Annotated in this window: 17 protein-coding genes; 7 read left to right on the forward strand and 10 right to left on the reverse strand. The window is 63.1% G+C overall.

Annotated elements, in window-relative coordinates; genetic code table 11:
* The 5 genes from HMPREF3172_RS06315 to HMPREF3172_RS06335 all read right to left on the reverse strand — a co-directional run bounded on the left by HMPREF3172_RS06315 (position 1) and on the right by HMPREF3172_RS06335 (position 6,200).
* Positions 1-1,434 (reverse strand): glyceraldehyde-3-phosphate dehydrogenase, encoded by a 1,434-nt coding sequence (locus HMPREF3172_RS06315; protein ID WP_070516272.1) that lies wholly within the window; start codon positions 1,432-1,434, stop codon positions 1-3.
* Between the two features lie 39 nt (positions 1,435-1,473).
* The gene (locus HMPREF3172_RS06320) at positions 1,474-2,157 is read right to left on the reverse strand and encodes a DNA-3-methyladenine glycosylase (RefSeq protein ID WP_370919345.1); all 684 of its coding nucleotides are present in this window, start codon (positions 2,155-2,157) and stop codon (positions 1,474-1,476) included.
* Positions 2,154-3,191, reverse strand: a complete 1,038-nt coding sequence (locus HMPREF3172_RS06325) for a YhjD/YihY/BrkB family envelope integrity protein (RefSeq protein WP_019175197.1) — start codon at positions 3,189-3,191, stop codon at positions 2,154-2,156. The genes HMPREF3172_RS06320 and HMPREF3172_RS06325 overlap by 4 nt, the downstream gene beginning before the upstream one ends.
* A 10-nt stretch (positions 3,192-3,201) precedes the next feature.
* Positions 3,202-4,311 (reverse strand): polyphosphate kinase 2, encoded by a 1,110-nt coding sequence (ppk2, locus tag HMPREF3172_RS06330; protein WP_218078840.1) that lies wholly within the window; start codon positions 4,309-4,311, stop codon positions 3,202-3,204.
* A gap of 86 nt (positions 4,312-4,397) precedes the next feature.
* Positions 4,398-6,200, reverse strand: coding sequence for an AMP-dependent synthetase/ligase (locus tag HMPREF3172_RS06335; RefSeq protein ID WP_070516276.1), 1,803 nt, complete (start codon positions 6,198-6,200; stop codon positions 4,398-4,400).
* Positions 6,201-6,335: 135 nt separating this feature from the next.
* Here HMPREF3172_RS06335 and leuS point away from each other — a divergent pair, with 135 nt between their 5' ends.
* Both leuS and nadE read left to right on the forward strand, forming a co-directional pair.
* Positions 6,336-9,209, forward strand: a complete 2,874-nt coding sequence (gene leuS, locus HMPREF3172_RS06340; protein WP_070516278.1) for a leucine--tRNA ligase — start codon at positions 6,336-6,338, stop codon at positions 9,207-9,209.
* Between the two features lie 118 nt (positions 9,210-9,327).
* Positions 9,328-10,155: an ammonia-dependent NAD(+) synthetase gene (nadE, locus tag HMPREF3172_RS06345; protein WP_070423556.1), complete on the forward strand. Its 828-nt coding sequence runs from the start codon at positions 9,328-9,330 to the stop codon at positions 10,153-10,155.
* 19 nt (positions 10,156-10,174) lie between these two features.
* Here nadE and HMPREF3172_RS06350 read toward each other — a convergent pair whose 3' ends face one another.
* The 3 genes from HMPREF3172_RS06350 to HMPREF3172_RS06360 are packed head-to-tail and all read right to left on the reverse strand — an operon-like array spanning position 10,175 to position 11,654.
* Positions 10,175-10,540 (reverse strand): fluoride efflux transporter FluC, encoded by a 366-nt coding sequence (locus tag HMPREF3172_RS06350; protein ID WP_070516279.1) that lies wholly within the window; start codon positions 10,538-10,540, stop codon positions 10,175-10,177.
* On the reverse strand, positions 10,537-10,962 hold the full coding sequence (locus tag HMPREF3172_RS06355; RefSeq protein WP_070516280.1) for a FluC/FEX family fluoride channel: 426 nt from the start codon (positions 10,960-10,962) through the stop codon (positions 10,537-10,539). Before HMPREF3172_RS06355 ends, HMPREF3172_RS06350 begins: the two co-directional genes overlap by 4 nt.
* Complete coding sequence (locus HMPREF3172_RS06360) at positions 10,959-11,654, reverse strand: hypothetical protein (RefSeq protein ID WP_070516282.1); 696 nt, start codon at positions 11,652-11,654, stop codon at positions 10,959-10,961. The genes HMPREF3172_RS06355 and HMPREF3172_RS06360 overlap by 4 nt, the downstream gene beginning before the upstream one ends.
* Before the next feature lie 72 nt (positions 11,655-11,726).
* On the opposite strand from HMPREF3172_RS06360, the gene HMPREF3172_RS06365 reads away from it, so the two are divergent.
* From HMPREF3172_RS06365 to holA, 5 genes are all read left to right on the forward strand, one after another.
* Entirely contained in the window at positions 11,727-13,082 is a 1,356-nt protein-coding gene (locus HMPREF3172_RS06365; protein ID WP_082784644.1) for a UDP-glucose dehydrogenase family protein, read from the forward strand.
* 109 nt (positions 13,083-13,191) lie between these two features.
* Complete coding sequence (locus tag HMPREF3172_RS06370; RefSeq protein WP_070516284.1) at positions 13,192-14,139, forward strand: DegV family protein; 948 nt, start codon at positions 13,192-13,194, stop codon at positions 14,137-14,139.
* Between the two features lie 109 nt (positions 14,140-14,248).
* Positions 14,249-14,965 carry a ComEA family DNA-binding protein gene (locus HMPREF3172_RS06375; RefSeq protein ID WP_070516286.1) on the forward strand — a complete coding sequence of 239 codons (717 nt, stop codon included), beginning with the start codon at positions 14,249-14,251 and terminating at the stop codon, positions 14,963-14,965.
* Positions 14,966-15,011: 46 nt separating this feature from the next.
* Positions 15,012-17,213 (forward strand): ComEC/Rec2 family competence protein, encoded by a 2,202-nt coding sequence (locus HMPREF3172_RS06380; protein WP_070516287.1) that lies wholly within the window; start codon positions 15,012-15,014, stop codon positions 17,211-17,213.
* A 9-nt stretch (positions 17,214-17,222) separates the two neighbouring features.
* Entirely contained in the window at positions 17,223-18,209 is a 987-nt protein-coding gene (gene holA / locus HMPREF3172_RS06385) for a DNA polymerase III subunit delta (RefSeq protein WP_070516289.1), read from the forward strand.
* Positions 18,210-18,326: 117 nt separating this feature from the next.
* On the opposite strand, the gene rpsT is transcribed toward holA, so the two are convergent.
* Positions 18,327-18,593 carry a 30S ribosomal protein S20 gene (gene rpsT / locus HMPREF3172_RS06390; protein ID WP_061941135.1) on the reverse strand — a complete coding sequence of 89 codons (267 nt, stop codon included), beginning with the start codon at positions 18,591-18,593 and terminating at the stop codon, positions 18,327-18,329.
* Positions 18,594-18,842: 249 nt separating this feature from the next.
* Positions 18,843-19,574, reverse strand: coding sequence for a type II toxin-antitoxin system PemK/MazF family toxin (locus tag HMPREF3172_RS06395; protein WP_070516291.1), 732 nt, complete (start codon positions 19,572-19,574; stop codon positions 18,843-18,845).
* Positions 19,575-19,605 lie beyond the last annotated feature (31 nt).

Below are 19,605 nucleotides of genomic sequence, written 5' to 3' on the forward strand. Positions count from 1 at the left end.
TCAGTCGTTGCCGGGCAGCGAGGGTGCCTGAACCCCGGCCATGACGGCGAGGCAGCGGACAACCTGCCACGAATAGCCGTACTCGTTGTCGTACCAGACGTAGACGACGGCGCGGTCGCCGTCGACGATCGTGGCCAGGCCGTCGACGATGCCGGCGCGGTGCGAGCCGACGAAGTCAGTCGAGACGACCTCGGGGCTTGCGATGTAGTCGATCTGGTTGCGCAGCGGCGAATCCAGTGAAACATCGCGCAGGTGGGTGTTGAGTTCGTCCTTGGTGGTGGCCTTGTCCAGGTTGAGGTTGAGGATGGCCATCGAAACGTCCGGGGTGGGAACGCGGATGGCGTTGCCGGACAGCTTGCCCTCGAGTTCCGGCAGGGCCTTGGACACGGCCTTTGCAGCACCGGTTTCGGTCAGAACCATGTTCAGACCGGCTGCGCGGCCGCGACGTGCTCCCTTGTGGAAGTTGTCGATGAGGTTCTGGTCGTTGGTGAACGCGTGCACGGTTTCGACGTGGCCGTTGCGGATGCCGAAGCGGTCGTTGATGACCTTGAGCGTGGGCGTGATGGCGTTCGTGGTGCACGATGCTGCCGACAGGATGGTGTCGCCCTCTTCGATGTCTGCGGTGTTGACACCGTAGACGATGTTCTTGATGTCGCCCTTGCCGGGAGCAGTGAGGATGACCTTGCTGACACCCTTCGACTTCAGGTGCTGGCCCAGGCCGGCCTCGTCGCGCCACACGCCGGTGTTGTCGACGACGATGGCATCGTTGATGCCGTATTCCGTGTAGTCGACGCTGGCGGGGTCAGACGAGTAGATGACGTTGATGAGAACGCCGTTTGCCTGGATGGTGCTGTTCTCTTCGTCGACGACGATGTTGCCGTCGAACTTGCCGTGAATCGAGTCGCGGCGCAGCAGCGAGGCGCGCTTGATGATGTCGTCATCAGATCCCTTGCGGACCACGATGGCACGCAGGTTCAGGCCGTTGCCGCCGGCCTGCTGGACGAGGATGCGGGCCAGCAGACGGCCGATGCGGCCGAAGCCGTAGAGCACGACGTCACGCGGTGCGGGTGACTTGCCTGCCTTGCCGACGGCGTCGGCGAGTTCGCTGCGGAGGTAGTCTTCGAGGTCGCCACCCTGGAAGCCAGCGGTCAGGCGGCCCAGGTCGATGGTGCTTTCACCCAGTTCGAGGGTTTCGAGGACGCCGGCGATTTCAGCTGCGGTGCTGAGGTCGAGTTCGACTCCGTTGTTGTGGTGGCGCGCGTAGCGGGCGGCTTTGATGATGCCGTTGACCGACTTGTTCTGCAGTGTGCGACCGAAGATGGTCAGCTGTACGCGGTTGTTCCGGTAGAGGCGGCCGACAGCGGGAAGAAGCTGTTCAGCGGCTTCTGCTTTTGCGTTCCATTCGCTCAGGCGCTTCTCGGTAAGCTCACTCACCCTGGGGGTTCCTTCCTTTGGCTGATGATCGCCCCCATTCTACTGGGGATGCGGTCCTATCGCCCAGCGGCTCGCAGGGCGGATGTCGCGTCCGGGGCGGAATTGTGAAACCGTCGGTTCGTCCTCAAGCCAGAAGCGCCACGGGAACACCTCCGGGTCGCCTCCTTCGCCGCCGACTCCCACGCGGGGGCCGTGTCTTACGAGGTGCCGGTCGGGTTGGTCGATTCCCATGTGCAGGTGCCACGGGCCGGGGCTGAGCAGGTCCGCTCCGTCGTCGCTGCGGTCTGCTCCGAGTGCCTGTGCGAGGTTGCCGGGGCCGGAGGCCAGGAGCCGGTGGGCGACGGGCGTGGTTCTGCGTGCCATGCGGCGCTGCCCGGCGAGGTCTGTGCCTTCGAGGATTTCGCCGGAGCGGATGAGCACCCCTGTGCCGCATCCCGCACGGTCGGCCACGATGTTGATTGAGAAGTGCATTCCGTAGATGAAATAGCAGTACAGGTGCCCTCCGGAGCGGAACATGGTCTGATTGCGCTGGGTCCGGCCGCGAAAAGCGTGAGAACCGGGGTCCGCGCTGCCGACGTAGGCTTCGACCTCGGTGATGCGCAGTGCAACGGTTCCGTCAGTGCTCGTGTTGATGAGAACTCGGCCAAGAAGATCCGGGGCGAGGGAAAGGGCAGGGCGGCGGAAGAAGCCTTCCTCCGCCCTGGATCCGTATGTGTTGATCAGTGCTTCTCTTCGTAGCGTTTGAGTCCCAGAATGGTTGCTGCGACGATGCCGGTTCCGACGACCAGTGCGCCCAGGTGGGCGGCCGCCGACGGCGGTTCGACGTTTTCACGTTCAGCAACTGCCTGCGGGTCTTCGCTGACGCGGCCAAACACGGGAGCTTCCGCGGTGGTTCCCATCCAGGCCGCGACCACCAGGATGATGCGGGCAAACAGGTTCATCGACAGCATGATCGCGATGACCGGTCCGAACAGTGCCGCGGTGGGCGAACCGGAGAACATCGAAATGAGCACGGTCGCCAGGTTGAGCAGAAGCGTCAGGGCGATTGCACCGAACAGGGAGCCGAGCATGAGCGTGTTCTTCGGCAGAGGCTTCGCCGGGATCGACCAGAAGATGAACATGAACAGCACCCAGCCCAGGCCCAGCGTCAGCAGGATCGTGACGATGTTGAGCACCGGTGCCGCCCAGCCGGGCAGCTGGAACAGTTCGGCGATGAACGACTGCAGGCCGGTGCCGATCACGGTGCCGGCGATCGTCAGCCCCGTGAGGATGAGAATCCCGATGAGCGTTCCGATGTTCGTGATGACGCGAACGGGGAACGACTGCTTGGGAATCTCGTCCATGTCGGCAGCCAGCTGCGAGCGGATCGCGTCCTTGAGGTTGCCGATGAATCCCTGGGCGGTGTAGAGCGCCGAGAGAATACCGACGATGCCGACGGCCTTCCAGTTGGAGATGAAGTTCGTCAGCATCGCGGCCATTTCATCACTGGAGCCAAGCGAGCTTTCGATGTAGTCGTTGACGGTGTCGACCAGTTCTGGACGGACAACATCGAGGAAGAACCCGAGCGCGGAGAAGGCGAACATGAGGATCGGGATCATGGCGAGCACGAGGAAGTACGTGATCGCAGCGCCGAACTGGTTGCCCAAACGGGCTCCGAAACGGCTCATCGCCCGAATGAGGTGGGCGATGGCCGGACGGGCCGTCAGCGGGACCGAATATTCGTCTTCGCTTTTCTTGTCCGTCAGAAGCTGAGTCATAGGTTCCTAATCAGATTTCGAGGGTGTCGAACCGCACGCCGGGAGTTTCACCCGAATCGTAGATGTCGAAGCGGGACCCGAGGATGAGCGGGTCGGGTGCGGTTGCGATCTCTTCGTCCTTGCCAGGGTAGTCAAACTGGTTGAGAACGTGGCGAATAGCCTCGAGGCGGGCGCGCTTCTTGTCGTTCGACTTCACAACCGTCCACGGTGCTGCGGCGGTGTCGGTGTAGAAGAACATGGCCTCCTTGGCCTCGGTGTAGGAGTCCCACTTGTCGAGGCTGGCGAGGTCAGTCGGGGAGAGCTTCCACTGGCGAACCGGGTCGTTGCTGCGCGATGCGAAGCGGTGCAGCTGTTCTTCACGGCCGACGGAGAACCAGAACTTGACCAGGTGGATTCCGGAGTTGACGAGCATGTTCTCAAACTGCGGGGCCGAGCGGGTGAACTCGAGGTACTCTTCCGGCGTGCAGTAGCCCATGACGCGCTCGACACCGGCGCGGTTGTACCAGGAGCGGTCGAACAGCACCATTTCGCCGGCTGCCGGCAGGTGGTAGACGTAGCGCTGGAAGTACCACTGGGTCTGTTCGCGCTCAGTCGGCTTTTCCAAGGCGACGACGCGGGCACCGCGCGGGTTGAGGTGCTCCATGAACCGCTTGATGGTTCCGCCCTTGCCGGCTGCGTCGCGGCCTTCGAAGATGATGACGAGCTTCTGGCCGCTTTCCTTGATCCAGGTCTGCAGCTTCAGCAGTTCGATCTGCAGTGCGCGCTTGGTCCGCTCGTATTCCTTGCGGCCGAGCTTTTCGTCGTACGGGTAGTTGATCTTCCACGCGTCCGACTTCGGCCCCTTGCGCTTTTCCAGGCTGTTGCGCAGCGAGCGAATCGAGTCGATTTCGTTGGCGAAGTCCGGCACACCCTGGGGTGTGAGTTCGAACTTGGCATCAGCGTCAGACTTTGCGGCCTGTGCCGTTTCGGTCGACTGCGACTTGTCAGCCGCAGGGGCCGAGGTGTCGGGCTTGTCAGCGGCTGCTGCGGGCTTCTTGGCGGCCGGCTTCGCGGTGGCGCCTTCCGGTTTCTGCACGGGAGTGGCGGAGGGCTTGCGCGGGTCTTTGTTCTGAGCGTTCATAGTTCCATCTTAAGAGAATTCACAGGGTTCATGGAGCGTCTGTTCATGGATCAGAAGCGTGCGTCTTGCCGCGTGATCTCAGATGATCATTCGGCTGGTCTGTGCTGTGCGTAGATGTCGTCGATGGCCTCAGCGAAGTCGCGCGTGACCAGGTGGCGCTTGACCGACTGCTTGGCCGACAGGTAGCCGTTCTCGACAGTCAGTTCGACCGGCAGAATACGGAAGGAGCGAATCGACTCCGCGCGGGACACCGTCTTATTTGCCCGGTCGATAACCTTTTGAACAGCGTGCTGCACCCGTTCGTGCTTGGCTGCTTCCTCAAGGCTCATTTCCGGCAGGCCCTTGCTTTCGAGCCAACCGGGAAGCATTTCCGAATCGAGGAAGATGAGCGCGGAAACGAACTTCTGTCCCTCGCCGATGACGACCGGCTGGCCGACCACAGGGTGGCGCCTGATGATGTCTTCCAAGGGCGCCGGTGCGACGTTCTTGCCGCCGGCGGTGACGATGAGCTCCTTTTTGCGGCCGGTGATGGTGATGAATCCGTCTTCGTCAATCGATCCCATGTCCCCGGTGCGGAACCAGCCGTCGACGAAGCTGTTCTTGGTGGCTTCGTCGTTGTGCAGGTAGTCCTTGAACACGCACACGCCCTTGGCGAGCATTTCACCGTCGGGTGCCAGCGCGACAGAACAGCCCGGCAGGGGAGTGCCGACCGTGCCGATACGGCTGCGCCCCGGGGTGTTGACGCTGATGGGCGCAGTGGTCTCCGTCAGACCGTAGCCTTCCAGGACATCGATGCCGACGCCGGCGAAGAAGTGACCCAGGCGAGAGCCCAGCGGGCCCCCGCCAGACACGGCGTGTGCCGCCTGGCCGCCGAGGATGTTGCGCAGCTTGCTGTAGACAAGCTTGTCGAAAACTGCGTGCTGCAGTTTCAGGCCCAGTGGCACCTTGCCTTTGGACTTGGCCTCCGAGAAGGCGACGGCGACGTTTTCGGCAGCGCTGAAGATCTTTCCCTTGCCGGAGGACTCAGCGTTCTGCAGAGCGGCGTTGAACACCTTTTCGAAGACGCGGGGCACGCCCAGGATGAAGGTGGGGCGGAACAGGCCGAGCGATTCGGTGAGTTTGGTCAGATCGGCTTCGTGAGCCAGTACGACGCCCTGGATGATGCACGCCGTCTGGATGAAGCGGGCGAAAACGTGTGCTGTGGGCAAGAACAGCAGGCAGCGGGCTCCGGTGTAGAAAACTTCCGGAACGTGGGCGCGGGCCGCCTGCACCGTCTGTACGAAGTTGGCGTGGGTGAGTTCGCAGCCGCGCGATTTGCCGGTGGTGCCGGAGGTGTAGATGATCGTGGCGACATCAGCCTGCTGGACTGCGGAGCGGTGCTGTGTGAGTTCGTCGTCGCTGACCGAACGGCCTTCGGCGACGAGCTCGGGGCAGCCGTTGTCCCAGACGACGACCTCGATGTCACCGGCTGCGGCTTCGCGCAGGCGCTGGGCGTATTCCTCGTCTTGTGCAGCGGCGATCGTGACGCCGGCGTCTTCGAGGATCCATGCGACCTGGTCACGGCTTGACGTGTCGTAGAAAGGGACCGAAATGCCGCCGGCGAAGCTGATGGCGAAGTCCATGACGGTCCAGTCGTAGCTGGTGGGCCCGAAGATGCCCACGCGCACGCCGGGGCCGACTCCGCGCTTCATGAGTCCTTTTGCGCGCGCCAGGATGTCGGACAGGAATTCGCGGGCGCTCACTTCTTCTTCGCGGCCGCTCTCAAGACGGCTGAGCAGATGCGCGTGGGGGTCGATTTCCACTCGTGCGATCAGGGCGTCGGGGATGGTCGACACGGTGTCAAGCTCGAACTCGAGCGGCGTCGACGACATCGGCATCATCAGCGTCATGCAATCTCCTTCGAATTGTTACTGCCATCGTATTGGTGATCTCGCGCCTGTGCACCTTTCGGACACGGTGAGCGTTCGCTTGCGCCTGTGCATAGAATTGGCCGCGACCCACCCTGTTCACCTGGAAGGACCCCGATGACGTCTACGTCGCCCAAGCCCGCCTCTTTTCGATACGACGCGGCTCTTGCCGAAAAGATCGAACAGAAGTGGCAGCGTCGGTGGCAGGAGCAGCAGACCTTCGCCGCTCCGAACCCCACGGGTGATCTCGCCGAGCCGATCAACGGGTTTTCGGCGAAAGACCGCGAACCGGTCTACATCATGGACATGTTCCCGTACCCTTCGGGCGCTGGCCTTCACGTGGGACACCCGCTGGGCTACGTGTCGACTGACACCTACGGCCGGTTCCTGCGCATGCGCGGCAAGAACGTCATGCACGCCCTGGGCTATGACGCCTTCGGCCTGCCGGCCGAACAGTACGCACTGCAGACAGGTCAGCACCCGCGTGTGACGACGGACGCTGCCATCGCCAACATGCAGAAGCAGCTGTTCCGCATGGGCCTGGCACACGACCCTCGCCGTTCTTTTGCCACGACGGACCCGGAGTTCGTCAAGTGGACGCAGTGGATCTTCCTGCAGATCTTCAATTCCTGGTACGACCCTGAAGCTGAGGGCGGACGAGGTGCCGCCCGCCCGATCTCGGAACTGGTCTCCCAGTTCGAGCAGGGGCGGGACACCGGCCGCGGTCCGTGGGCCGAGCTCAGCGCTGCCGAACGCGAAGACGTGCTGCAGGACTACCGCCTGGCCTATGTTTCGGAATCCCCGGTCAACTGGTGCCCGGGTCTGGGAACGGTGCTGGCGAACGAAGAGGTCACTGCCGAAGGCCTTTCGGAGCGCGGGAACTTCCCGGTGTACACCCGCAGCCTGCGTCAGTGGAACATGCGCATCACCGCCTATGCCGACCGTCTGGCCGATGATCTTGACAAGGTCGACTGGCCGGACGCGATCAAGGCCATGCAGCGCAACTGGATCGGCCGTTCGACGGGTGCTTTCCTGCGCTATGAACCGCAGACAGAGGGCCTGGAGCGCATTGAGGTCTACACGACCCGCGCCGACACGCTGTTCGGCGGAACGTTCCTCGTTCTGTCACCGGAGCACCCGCTCGTCGAGTCCTACACGGCCGAGCAGTGGCCGGCCGACACTCCCGACAGCTGGAAGGGCGGCAAGGACACTCCTGCTGCCGCAGTAGAGGAGTACCAGCGCTGGGCTGCCGGGCGCACCCCCGTGGAGCGTCAGCAGGACAAGAACAAGACCGGTGTGTTTACCGGCACCTATTCGACGAACCCGGCAACGGGCAAGCGCATCCCCGTCTTCATTGCCGACTACGTGCTCATGGGATACGGCACGGGAGCCGTCATGGGCGTTCCCGCTGAAGACCCCCGCGACTGGGACTTCGCGAAGGTGTTCGACCTGCCCTACATCCGCACGGTCCAGCCGGATGCCGACCACGACGAAGACTCGGCCTATCAGGGTGAAGGCGAGAAGATCAACTCCGCCAACGCCGACATCGACATCAACGGCATGGAGGTCGAAGCCGCCAAGGCCGCAGTTGTCGAATGGCTGGCGGGCCAGGGTCTGGCCGAAGAGGCCACGCAGTACCGTCTGCGCGACTGGCTGTTCTCCCGTCAGCGCTACTGGGGTGAGCCTTTCCCCATCGTGTACGACGAAGACGGCATCCCGCACGCACTTCCGGAAGACCAGCTGCCGGTCGACCTGCCGGAAATGGACGACTTCTCGCCGCGCACCTTCGACGCGGACGACGTTGCCTCTGAACCGGAACCGCCGCTTGGACGCAAGGAAGCGTGGGTCAACGTCACCCTCGACCTGGGCGATGGGCCCAAGCAGTACCGCCGGGAAACCAACACGATGCCCAACTGGGCCGGATCGTCCTGGTACCAGCTGCGCTACGCGGACCCGAAGAACGACAGCGTTCTGGTCGACCCGCAGAACGAGGCGTACTGGCTTGGCCCGACAGCTGAGCGGCCCGCCGGGGGTGCTGGCCTGTACGTCGGCGGTGTTGAACACGCAGTTCTGCACCTGCTGTACGCCCGCTTCTGGCACAAGGTGCTGTTCGACCTCGGCCACATCTCTTCGTCTGAGCCGTTCCACCGCCTGGTGAACCAGGGCTACATTCAGGCTTATGCCTACACGGATTCCCGCGGGGTCTACGTGCCGGCCGCAGAAGTCGAAGAGCGCACGGATGAGGCCGGTGAAACCACCTACTGGTTCGACGGCGAAGAGGTGAACCGCGAATACGGCAAGATGGGCAAATCGCTCAAGAACGTCGTCACCCCGGATGAAATGTATGCCGCCTTCGGTGCCGACACCTTCCGTGTCTATGAAATGTCGATGGGCCCGCTGGTCATGTCCCGGCCGTGGGAGACCCGCGCGGTTGTCGGCTCGCAGCGCTTCCTGCAGCGCCTGTGGCGCCTGGTCGTGGATGAAGACTCAGGTGAACTGCTGGTCACCGATGACGCCCCGGACGAAGAGACCCTGCGGGCCATGCACACCGCGATTGCCGGTGTCACGGAGGACATGGAGAACATGCACTTCAACACCGCGGTGGCGAAGCTCATTGTTCTCACCAACCACCTGACCAAGTCGGGGAAGGCACCTCGGGAGGCTGTTGAGGCCCTCGTACAGATGACCGGCCCGCTGGCACCGCACATTGCGGAAGAGCTGTGGGAGCGCTTGGGGCATGAAGAAACCCTGGCCTACCGCGCCTTCCCGGAAGCTGACGAACGCTACCTCAAGGCCGAAACCGTGACTGCAGTCGTGCAGGTCAAGGGCAAAGTCCGCGACCGGCTCGAAGTTCCTGCAGACATCACGGAAGAAGAGCTTGAGAAGCTCGCCATCGAATCGCCGGGAGCCCAGCGGGCACTGGCCGGTGCAGGCCTGCGCCGCGTGATCGTCAAGGCCCCCAAGCTCGTCAACCTGGTGCCGGACGCCTAAGCTCCCGACGCCCTTTTGTGACGCAGGCCGTCTGCTGTTGTGAAACTCACACCTGCAGACGGCCTGTTTGTGCGCTGTTTAATTGGTGTGAATTCTTCTTCGGGCTACCGTGGAGCTCATGACTAGGCTTGCTGATGAGATCCGGGCTTCCCTGGTAGTAAGGCCGACCATTGAACCGCGCGACGAAATTGCTGTGCGCGTGCAGTTCCTTGTCGACTACTGCCTGACAACGGGGGCCCGCGGTTTTGTGCTGGGCATTTCCGGCGGCCAGGATTCCACACTTGCCGGCCGTATGTGCCAGATGGCAGCGGAGAAGCTGCGCTCACTGGGCGAAGACGTCACCTTCACCGCTGTGCGGCTGCCCTACCGCGTCCAGTCAGACCACGAAGACGTGCAGCTGGCCATGGAGTTCATCCAGCCTGACAAAGACGTTGACTTCAACATCGGCAACTCCGTTGATGCTCTCGCAGACGAATTCACCGAAACTCTCGGCGAACCGATGAGCGATTTCAACCGCGGCAACGTGAAAGCCCGCATCCGCATGACCGCCCAGTACGCAATCGCCGGTGCCGCTGGCCAGCTGGTTGTCGGCTCCGACCACGCGGCAGAAGCAGTCACAGGCTTCTACACGAAGTTCGGTGACGGAGGAGCGGACGTCATGCCCCTGTACGGGCTGACCAAACGCCAGGGCCGTGCCCTTTTGGAAGAAATGGAAGCTCCCGCCCGCCTGTACGAGAAGACACCGACAGCTGACCTGCTGGACGACGCGCCGGGACAGTCCGACGAAGACGCGCTCGGTGTGAGCTACGAGGAGATTGACACCTACCTCGAAGGCGGCGAAGTCCCCGACGACGTCGCGATGAAAATCGAACAGCTCTTTATGCGCAGCAGGCACAAGCGCACCGTGCCGGTAACACCGCAGACCGACTGGTGGATTCGCTGCTGAGTTCGCGTGCCCAAAGGCCTCAGCCGGACAGCAGGTAGAACACCCAGGCGCCCGCACCGCAGAAGATCGCGGTGGCCGCGAGGTAGCTGATCGCTAGAGCAATCCGGCGAGTAGACAGCATCTGCACGACTGACACCATGAGTGTTGAGAACGTTGTGAAGCCCCCGAGGAAACCGGTCGAGAGCACGGTGAGCGGCACCTCGTTCCCAGTAAGACCGGCCGCGGCGGCTCCGGCAGCACAGCTGCCGACCAGGTTGACAGCAAAGATGCCGACAGGCCACGCGGGAGAGCGGAACAGGCGCGTGAGAGCGCTGTCGAGCAGATAACGCGCGACCGCACCCAGACCGCCCGCGGCGCACACGGCGAAGAAAACAAACCCGGTCATGCTTGACCCGTGAAACGGTGCCCGGCGACCAATCCTGCGACCGCTGCCGCAAGCCCCGCCAAGATTGTCAGCAGCGGGTAGAACGCGGAGTTGGTCAGCACACTGTGCACGGCAATTGCGGACGTGCTGGAGAGTGCACCAGCCAGTCCCGTGCCGAGGGCCAGGCGAACAAGCGGGTGCGCGGTGAAACGCGATGTCAGGGCGAAGCCAAGCAGACCGCACGCCACGGTATTGGCGGCAAGCAGTGCCGGGCCTTCTGCAAACAGCAGGCCCAGTCCTGCGCGAAGAGCAGTGCCGGCCATACCGCCGATGAAAACCGCCGCCAACCTGCTCAGCAGGTGCGGAGGTGTGGCAGAGGGGTGCGCTGTGGTGCCGCGGCTCTCAGGGCCGGGTGGGTCGGCTGCGTAGGAAGCGGAAGTCACAGGAGGTCGGCTTCGAGTGCGGCTCGTTCAAATGCCGAACGCGCAGTCAGCAGGTCCTGGGCGAGAACATCGCCGCGTGCTGCGGCCGCCGAAAATTCGCGCCATCCGCCTTCCCGAGCGTCGCCCGGGGTGATCGACAGGATGCCGTCAGCTTCCGCGGTTTCAGCCTTGAGCCATTCGCGCAGGTCGCGTGCGGCACGGAAAACACTCATAAAAGCAGAGTGGACCGCCGCATCCGAGAACGACTGCTTGGCTGAGGAGCTGAGAAAGCCGTCAAGCTGGGCAGCACCTTGGGCCGGGAGGTCCTGGCCGCGATCAATGCGGAGGTTCTCCATCAGCGGGCTGTCAGCGGCAAAGGTCTCGAGGAGCTTCTGTGCGGCGGGGGCATCAGGCTGGTCGTCTTCTGGCAGTTCGGCCGCGTAGTAGATGGTGTTCTCAGCACTGCGGGCTTCCGCGACTTCGGCATTGAGAGCGTCAATGCGGTTCTGCGTGCGCGCCCATTCTGCGCCGATGCCGACGATGCCGGCCACAACGACCAGGCCCGCGACGACGATGATGAGGCCGAGGACAACAGCTGCGGTACCGGGGAAGATGACAGCCGCGACGATTCCCACAGCCACGATGACGACACCGGCGACCGCAATGAGCAGCGCCGGCAGGGAATTCACGAGAAAGTCGGTAAAACGCTTCACACCGTCAACCTTAGTACGGACACCCGTGGGACTATGGGAGGCAGAACTGATCACCTGCGAGGAGAGGGTCAATTGACTCACATTTCGGTCATCGGCTGTGGTTATCTCGGAGCGGTGCACGCCGCTGCTATGGCTTCTGTCGGACACACCGTCGTCGGAGTCGACACGGACAAGCAGAAGCTGCAGAAGCTGGAAAACTACCAGCCGCCGTTCTTTGAACCCGGACTTGCTGAGCTTCTGGAAGCCGGGCAGGCCGATCATTCAGCCGGGCAGGAAGGTGCGGACGGAACAGCGCAGCGCCTGCTGTTCACTTCGGATATCTCTCGTGCCGCCGAAGCCACGGTCCACTTCATCTGTGTGGGCACACCGCAGTCGAAAGACAGCAACGCGGCCGACATGACCTATGTGAACTCTGCGATCATCGACCTTATGCCCCACCTCAAACCCGGAGACCTGGTTGTCGGCAAGTCGACCGTGCCCGTGGGGTCGGCCGCCGCACTGGCAAAGAAGATCGCCCCGACGGGAGCGAAACTCGCCTGGAACCCGGAGTTTCTGCGCGAAGGCCACGCGGTCGAAGACACCCTGCGCCCAGACAGAATCATCTACGGGGTCGAAAGCGGCAGCGAAGACGATCCGGCCGTGGCAATCCTCGACGAGGTGTACGCACACAATCTGGGTGAAGAGGAAACAACCCCGCGGCTCATCATGGACTACCAGACGGCGGAACTGGTCAAGACTGCCGCGAATTCGTTCCTCGCGACCAAGATTTCGTTTATCAACGCCATGGCCGAACTGTGCGAAACCGCCGGCGGTGACGTTGCCGTGCTGGCGGATGCGATCGGCATGGACAAGCGCATTGGGCGTCGGTTCCTCAACGCCGGCCTGGGCTTCGGCGGCGGCTGCCTGCCGAAGGACATTCGCGCCTTCATCGCCCGTGCTGACGAACTCGGTGTTGAACAGGCCGTGAGCTTCCTGCGGGAAGTCGACAGCATCAACCTGCGCAGGCGCGCCCGCATGATCGACCTGACGCGCGAAGCACTTGGTGGTGACCTCACCGGCAAGCGGATCACGGTTCTCGGCATTGCTTTCAAACCGAACACGGACGATGTTCGCGACTCGCCTGCTCTCGATGTTGCCGAACGCCTGGAGCAGGCAGGCGCGAAGGTCGTCATCACCGACCCCGAGGCGATTGAAAACGCACGCCTTCGCGACCCGGAGCTGACCTACACGCCGGACCTGACCGAAGCTCTTACCGGAGCTGACGGTGTCGTCTTGCTGACGGAATGGAAACAGTACAAGGACCTCGACCCGGTCGCTGCGGGCGAACTCGTTGCGCAGAAGATCATTGTGGACGGCCGCAACGTCGTCGACCGCAAGGCCTACCGCGAAGCCGGCTGGACGGTCCGCGGTCTGGGCAGGCAGGAATGAGCTTGGGTTTCATCAGCGGGCGCGGGGGCTGTGGGGTCGGTCGCGGGAATCGCGGGAGTCGTGGCTGCGAGGTGGATGGTCGCGGGGTAGATCGGCGCGGAGGTGCGCTGTGATCGGCCTGATCCTCGACTCTACCGTGCGACTGAGCGACTCTGACCGCGAAGTAATCACCGAGGCGTTCGCCGGTCGGGTGCGCACAGTCGACCTCACGGTCACGGTTGACGATGACGAGTTCCGGGATTCGCAGCTGGAACCGTCTGAACTGTGCTCGCGTATGCGCGGCGGAAGCACGGCGCGGACATCCATGCCCGCCGTCGAAGACTTCGCCGTTGAGATTCGCGAACTGCTGGACGACGGAGCCGACGGGGTCATCATCATCACGCTGTCGGCAGAAATGTCCGGCACCTATAAGGCCGCGGCTGCCGCGGCCGCACAGGTTGCACAGGAACGGGGTCTTCCGGCTGGCGGCGGTGCTGGGGCGGATGGCGTTCGGCCAGGCGAGGCCGTGGGCATCCGGGTGATTGACTCGCGCACCGCCAGCGCGGGCTCCGTCGGCATCGCCCACTGGGCGGCCGCATATGCGCATTTGGGACTGGCAGCTTGTAGCGATGCCGCAGAGAAAGCCGCCGCACAGTACAGCGCAACTTTCTTTGTCCCCGAAACACTCGAGTACCTGCACAGGGGAGGAAGAATCGGCGGCGCGGCGGCTTTGTTCGGACGCGCACTGAAGATCGTGCCCGTCTTGCAGGTCGACGAAGGCCGCGTTGAACCGGCAGCCAGGGTCCGCACCACCGCAAAGGCCGCACGTCGCGCAGTCGACGAGGCCGTGGCCGCCGTGGACGCGATGCGGACGCTTGACGGGGCGGAAAACCTGCGGGTGCAGGCGACCGTTATGCACCCCGAGGCCACAGACGGTGAAGCCAGCACGCTGTTTCGCGCCATTCTTGAGGCCGCACAGGCTCAATGGGATGACGTGGACACGGCGGTTCTGTCGACTGTTGTGACAGCCCATGTGGGTCCAGGCGCTGCTGGCGTAGAAGTGCGACTGGTTCCCTAAACAGCTCCTGCAACTTCAGGCGGGCACTTCTGTGTCTGCCGCTGTGGATGGTTTCGCACTGTCCACAGGCACCCTCCGCTGGGCTTGGCGACGGGGTTGAATGCGGTGCATGAAACGCTCACCAGAAGACAGACTGGGTGCCCTGCGGGAAAACTCAGCGCAGGGCTGGCAGCCCGACGACGACGTCGATGACATCGCCGACCTGCTGCCCAAAAGCCGCCCGCTCCCGCGGCGGATGGTTATTGTGTCGCTTATGATCATCGTCCTCATCGCCCTCTGTGTTTTCGGTTTCCTCAGGACACGCGGAACCAGCCAGCCTGAGGCAGCGCAGATCACTGCGCAGCCGACCGAAAAGGCAAGCGTGCAGGTGCACGTCGCAGGGGCTGTGAAGAAGCCGGGTGTTGTCACCCTCGACGGACAAGCACGGGTGGTTGATGCTCTCGACGCCGCCGGAGGGACGAAGAAGAACGCTGATCTCACCCAGGTGAATCTCGCCAGGGTCGTCAAAGACGGTGAACAGATCGTTGTACCGGAAATCGCTGACGATGCCGGTGCAAACGCACTGCAGACGGCACAGGGCACAGCCGGAGGCGGCACCGGTTCCGCGGCCGGCGGCACAGCGGCGGGTGCGGGCCAGAAGATCAACATCAATTCCGCCTCGGCAGCTGAACTTGAGAACCTGCCCGGTATCGGACCGGTTACGGCAGCCGCGATCGTGGCGTACCGCGAGGAGAAAGGGCCTTTTGCCTCGGTGGATGCGCTGACAGAGGTGTCAGGCATCGGGGAGGCCACCCTTGAGAAGATCAAGCCGAACGCCACCGTCTGAGCATCTTTTTCGATATGCGCTGAAGTATCCCGTCACACTCCGCCTGGTGGCAACGGCTGCGGCCGTGTGGGTGTGTGCTGCTCTTCCCGGCCCCGATTGGACGATCCTGCTGGGCTCCGGGGCATTTGCACTCATTGCTGTTGGCCTGTGGGCGTGGACTGCGCGGTCATCCGGCGGCGTGCAGAAGACAGCGCTCGTAGCGGTGACGTGTGTTGTCGTTGGGATGGCCGCAGTGGGTGTCAGCACGGTGCGCATGCTCGGCACACCAGACGGAGGCGACCTGTCGGGGCAGGTCAAGATCGTCAGCGATCCGGTCCAGAGCGCTTCGGGGTGGTGGCGAGCGGCGGCCTCAACAGATGACGGCCCGGTCACCCTGTTGTCACGTGAAGAACTCCCCGAAGCCGGCAGCACAGCCCAGGCGGAACTGTCGCTCAAGCGCGCAGGGGCGCAGGCAACCGGTTTCGTCACCGCGCTTGAAGATGTGCGCGAACCGGTTGGCGCGTGGCGCATCAGGCGGGACGTGCGACAGGAGTTCCACGCGGCGGTGTCAGCAGGCAGTGAAGGTGCGGGGTTGGTGCCCGGTCTGGTGGTCGGCAATCGGACCACGGCCGATGACGCGCTGTTGGAAGACATGAAGATCGCCTCGCTGACCCACGTGTCGGCGGTCTCGGGTACGCACTTGGCGATTGTTGCGATGACCGCACTGTGGCTGGCCCGCTGGATCAGCCATCGTCCGCTGGCATCGACTGCAGTGGCCGTCGTGATCGTGGCAGGGTTCGTCTTCATTGTGGGTCCGGCGCCGTCGGTCATCCGTGCCGCGGGCATGGGGCTCGTGGGAGCCTACGCCGTTGTGCGCGGAACCGGTAAGCGCAGTCTGGCGCTCATAGCGGCGGCAGTCATCGGCGTCATCATCATCCGACCAGAGCTGTCCACATCGATCGGATTCATCTTGTCGGTGTGTGCTGCCGGTGCGCTGATTGTGCTGAGTCAGCCGATGACAACCGCACTGTGTCGGTTCATGCCGTCTTTTGCTGCGAATCTCCTCGCGGTTCCGGTGTGTGCCCAGCTGGGTGTTTTCCCGGTTCTGCTGACAATCGACAGTCAGCCGAACCTGTGGTCGATACCGGCAAACATCGTGGCGGTTCCCGCACTGGGGCCGATTGTCATCGGAGGGCTGGCAGTGCTGGCATCCGGGGGTCTGCACGTACTCACTGGCTGGGCCGTTTTCGGACACTTCGCTGATGGTGTGGGTTGGCTGCTCCAGTGGCCGGCCCAGTGGATTGTCGTGGTCTCACACGTGGCCGCGGCTTTGCCCGGTTCTGTGCTGCCGTGGGCAGAGGGAATCGCGGGCGTCATTCTGGCTGCCCTACTTGGAATGGCCATTGGTGTTGCTGTCCTTGGCTTTCGGAAAACCAAGATTCGCTGGGTCGCGTCCGCTGTCGCTGTCTGTGCGCTGGCAGCCGGGATGGGGCTGCCTTTTATTCACCGTCCCGCTGGTGACTGGACGGTCGCGTTCTGCGATGTGGGGCAGGGCAGTGCGACGGTGGTCCGGCTCAGTGCCGCACACTCCCTGCTGATCGATGCCGGACCGGACGAGGTGAAACTCGCCGAATGTCTGTCTGCACTGGGAGTGCGGCAGACGAGTGTCATCATCAGCCACTTCGACGCCGACCACTACGCGGGCCTGCGCGCTGCCACGACGGATGGGCGGACAGTCGAAGCAGTGTGGACATCCGCTCCGAGCCTCGCGGACCCCAGAGTAAGCGAAGTGCAGACTCTCACGGGTCACGAGGTGCAGGGGCTTTCAGACGGCATGGCCTTTTCAGCCGGTGATATCCGGTGGGAAGTACTGTGGCCGCCGCCCGCGATGGCCGAGCAGGCCGACGGACGCAATCAGATCTCAGCTGTCATCAAGGTTGAAACGGCCGGAGTCTCAGTTCTTGTCACAGGCGACGTCGAAGAAGACGGGCAGAGAGCCATGGCTGCTGAGAACATAGATGCCGACATCCTCACCGCACCCCACCACGGTTCCCGGTTCATCGATGAGGGTTTCTTCACCCAGGTGGGAGCCTCCGCCGGGATAGTGTCTGTCGGAGCTGACAATCGCTATGGCCACCCAACACAACAGGCGCTTGATGCTTTCGGCCCTGTGCCGGTGCTGCGCACAGACGAATGCGGCACCGTCGTACTCCGCCGGGACGGACAGCTGACAGGCCTCGGCGGGTGCACAGCAGCCGTGAACCGCTAGGCTGATCCCGTGGCAGCGAAGAAAACCCTCACCCCGTGGCACCGAGCCAAACCGGCTCCCATCGTGCTGATTTCCGGGCCGGAAGCCGTTCTTGCCAGAAAAGCCCAAGACACCGTGCTGAGTAAGGCGAAGAAAACCCACGGGGATGACATCACCCACCTCGACGCCAGTTCGTACCAACCGGGTGAGCTTGCACAGGCGGCTGCACCGTCGCTGTTCACTACCCGCGGGATAGTGGTGGTCGAAAACTGCGCCACCATGAACGACGCCTTCTTAGACGACGCGCTCGCCTACGCGGCTGAACCCTCCGATGACATGGTCGTCATCCTCAAACATTCAGGCGGCAACAGGGGAGCGCGGCTGATCAAGGCGCTCGAAAAAGCAGAGTTTCCCCGCATTGACGCATCGGCCCTGAAATCAGAAGCCGACAAGAACGCCTTTGCCGAAGGCGAATTCAAACGTGCCGGACGTTCCATTCGCCCGGATGCGCTCGCGGCCCTGATGGATGCACTCGGATCAGATGTTTCTGAACTCGACCAGGGTATCCGCCAGCTGCTTGCAGATACGGAAGGCGAGATCACCCACCAGATCGTCGACCGTTACTACGGCGGTCGGGTCGAAGCGACGGGCTTCAAAGTCGCTGACGCGGCATGTTCCGGCAATACTGGGCAAGCGCTCGCGCTGACCCGTCACGCACTGTCAGCGGGAACTGATCCCGTGCCGATTGTTGCTGCTATTGCTCTGAAGCTTCGTCAGCTGGCGAAAGTTCAGGGCCTTAGCGGTTCATCGGGACAGTTGGCGGCGGAACTCAAGATGGCGCCGTGGCAGGTGGATCGGGCACGCAGGCAGGTGCGCCAGTGGAACGAGGCGGAACTCGGCCGGGCTCTTCTCAGTGTGGCTGCCGCTGACGCAGCCGTGAAGGGCGGGGGACGGGACCCCGAGTTCGCCGTGGAAACCCTCGTGCGGGAAGTCGCCCAAGCAGCCCGCAGGCGCTGAAGCGAACCCCGGCACTGAACTACGACTGTCTCCGGCCGCAACCCACCCCAAGCACCCCAAAAAACAGCACGAAAAAAGGGGACGAACCACACGGTTCGTCCCCTTTTGTCGGCTTTATCAGGCCTTGAGCGCGTTCACTGCCTTAGCCAGGCGCGACTTGCGGTTTGCTGCGTTCTTCTTGTGCAGCACACCCTTGCTCACTGCCTTGTCGATCTTGCGCGAGGCAACCTGCAGGGCTGCCTGTGCTTCGTCAGCGTTGCCAGCTTCGATAGCTGCGCGGACGTTGCGGATGTGACCGCGAACTTCGCTGCGCACAGCGCGGTTGCGCAGGCGAGCCTTTTCGTTGGTCTTGTTCCGCTTGATCTGAGACTTGATATTTGCCACTTCAACACTCTTCTGTCGAATTCAATAGGTCGTGAGGGCTTCCCGATAATCGATGCGCCCTCAGCGGGGAAAGCGTCCGGCGCCTGAACATCAGGAGTACATCCGCCCGACCATGGTGAGACACACACCTTGGCGGACATACGGCCAAAAGCTTAGCGGTTTGCGGGTCCGAACGCTAATTGCCACGGTGCGTCGGCGCGGTTGTCTCCACCACACGCGGGGCTTCTTCGCCGCCCCACAGAGCCGTTGTCAGCCCTGCCCACCGGTGTCGATGTTCTCCACGATCTTCGAATACAGCGTCATGGGCATGATGGAGCCCTCGCGTCGCACAGCGTTGGGGGCAATGCGGATGACCCGGTCCAAGCGGATTTCAGACGGCCGGTTTTTAGAATCCCAATCGCCGGAGCCGATGTTGATCCACGGTGTTCCGTCGTTCTGCCGGATTTCGCCGACATTGCCGGGCACGTGGTCTTGTGAGGTGAGCATGAGCCCCAGCAGCCATGAACCGTCGTGGCCAACAAGCAGCACTGGCCTGTCTTTGCCCTTCGTGGAGTCCTCTTCGTAGGGAACCCACGCCCACACGACTTCACCGGGGTCTGGATTGCCGTCGAGGTCAGGGGAGTAGACGGGGCGGACCGTGCCGGTAAAGTCGCCGGGGTAGCCGCCGGAAGGTCGTTTGGGGAACCCCTGTTTGATCGGCTGCTTCTCAGCCCGCCTGGCGATCGAGAAGTCGTCGCGTTTCTTCTGACTGCCACCGCGTTTCTGCGGGCTTGTCTTCTGCTTATCGGCCCGCCCGGGCGAGCTGCCGGGACCGCGGTGAGTTCCGCCTCGTGAGTCTGGCGAGGTGGAGGTCCCGCCTCCCAGGAGGAGGTCGGCTGCCAGCCTACCCACCTGTTCTTGGTCGACGCTGCGGCTGAGCGCGTTGATTCCTGCGCGCAGCCCCCTGCGGATGAGGCGCTGTGAGAAGTTGGAGTTCGCCATGTGTCAACGATAAGCGCTGACTGGGCGTATG

Origin of the sequence: Brevibacterium sp. HMSC08F02 (assembly GCF_001807555.1) — a bacterium.
GTDB classification, from domain to species: Bacteria; Actinomycetota; Actinomycetes; order Actinomycetales; family Brevibacteriaceae; genus Brevibacterium; species Brevibacterium ravenspurgense.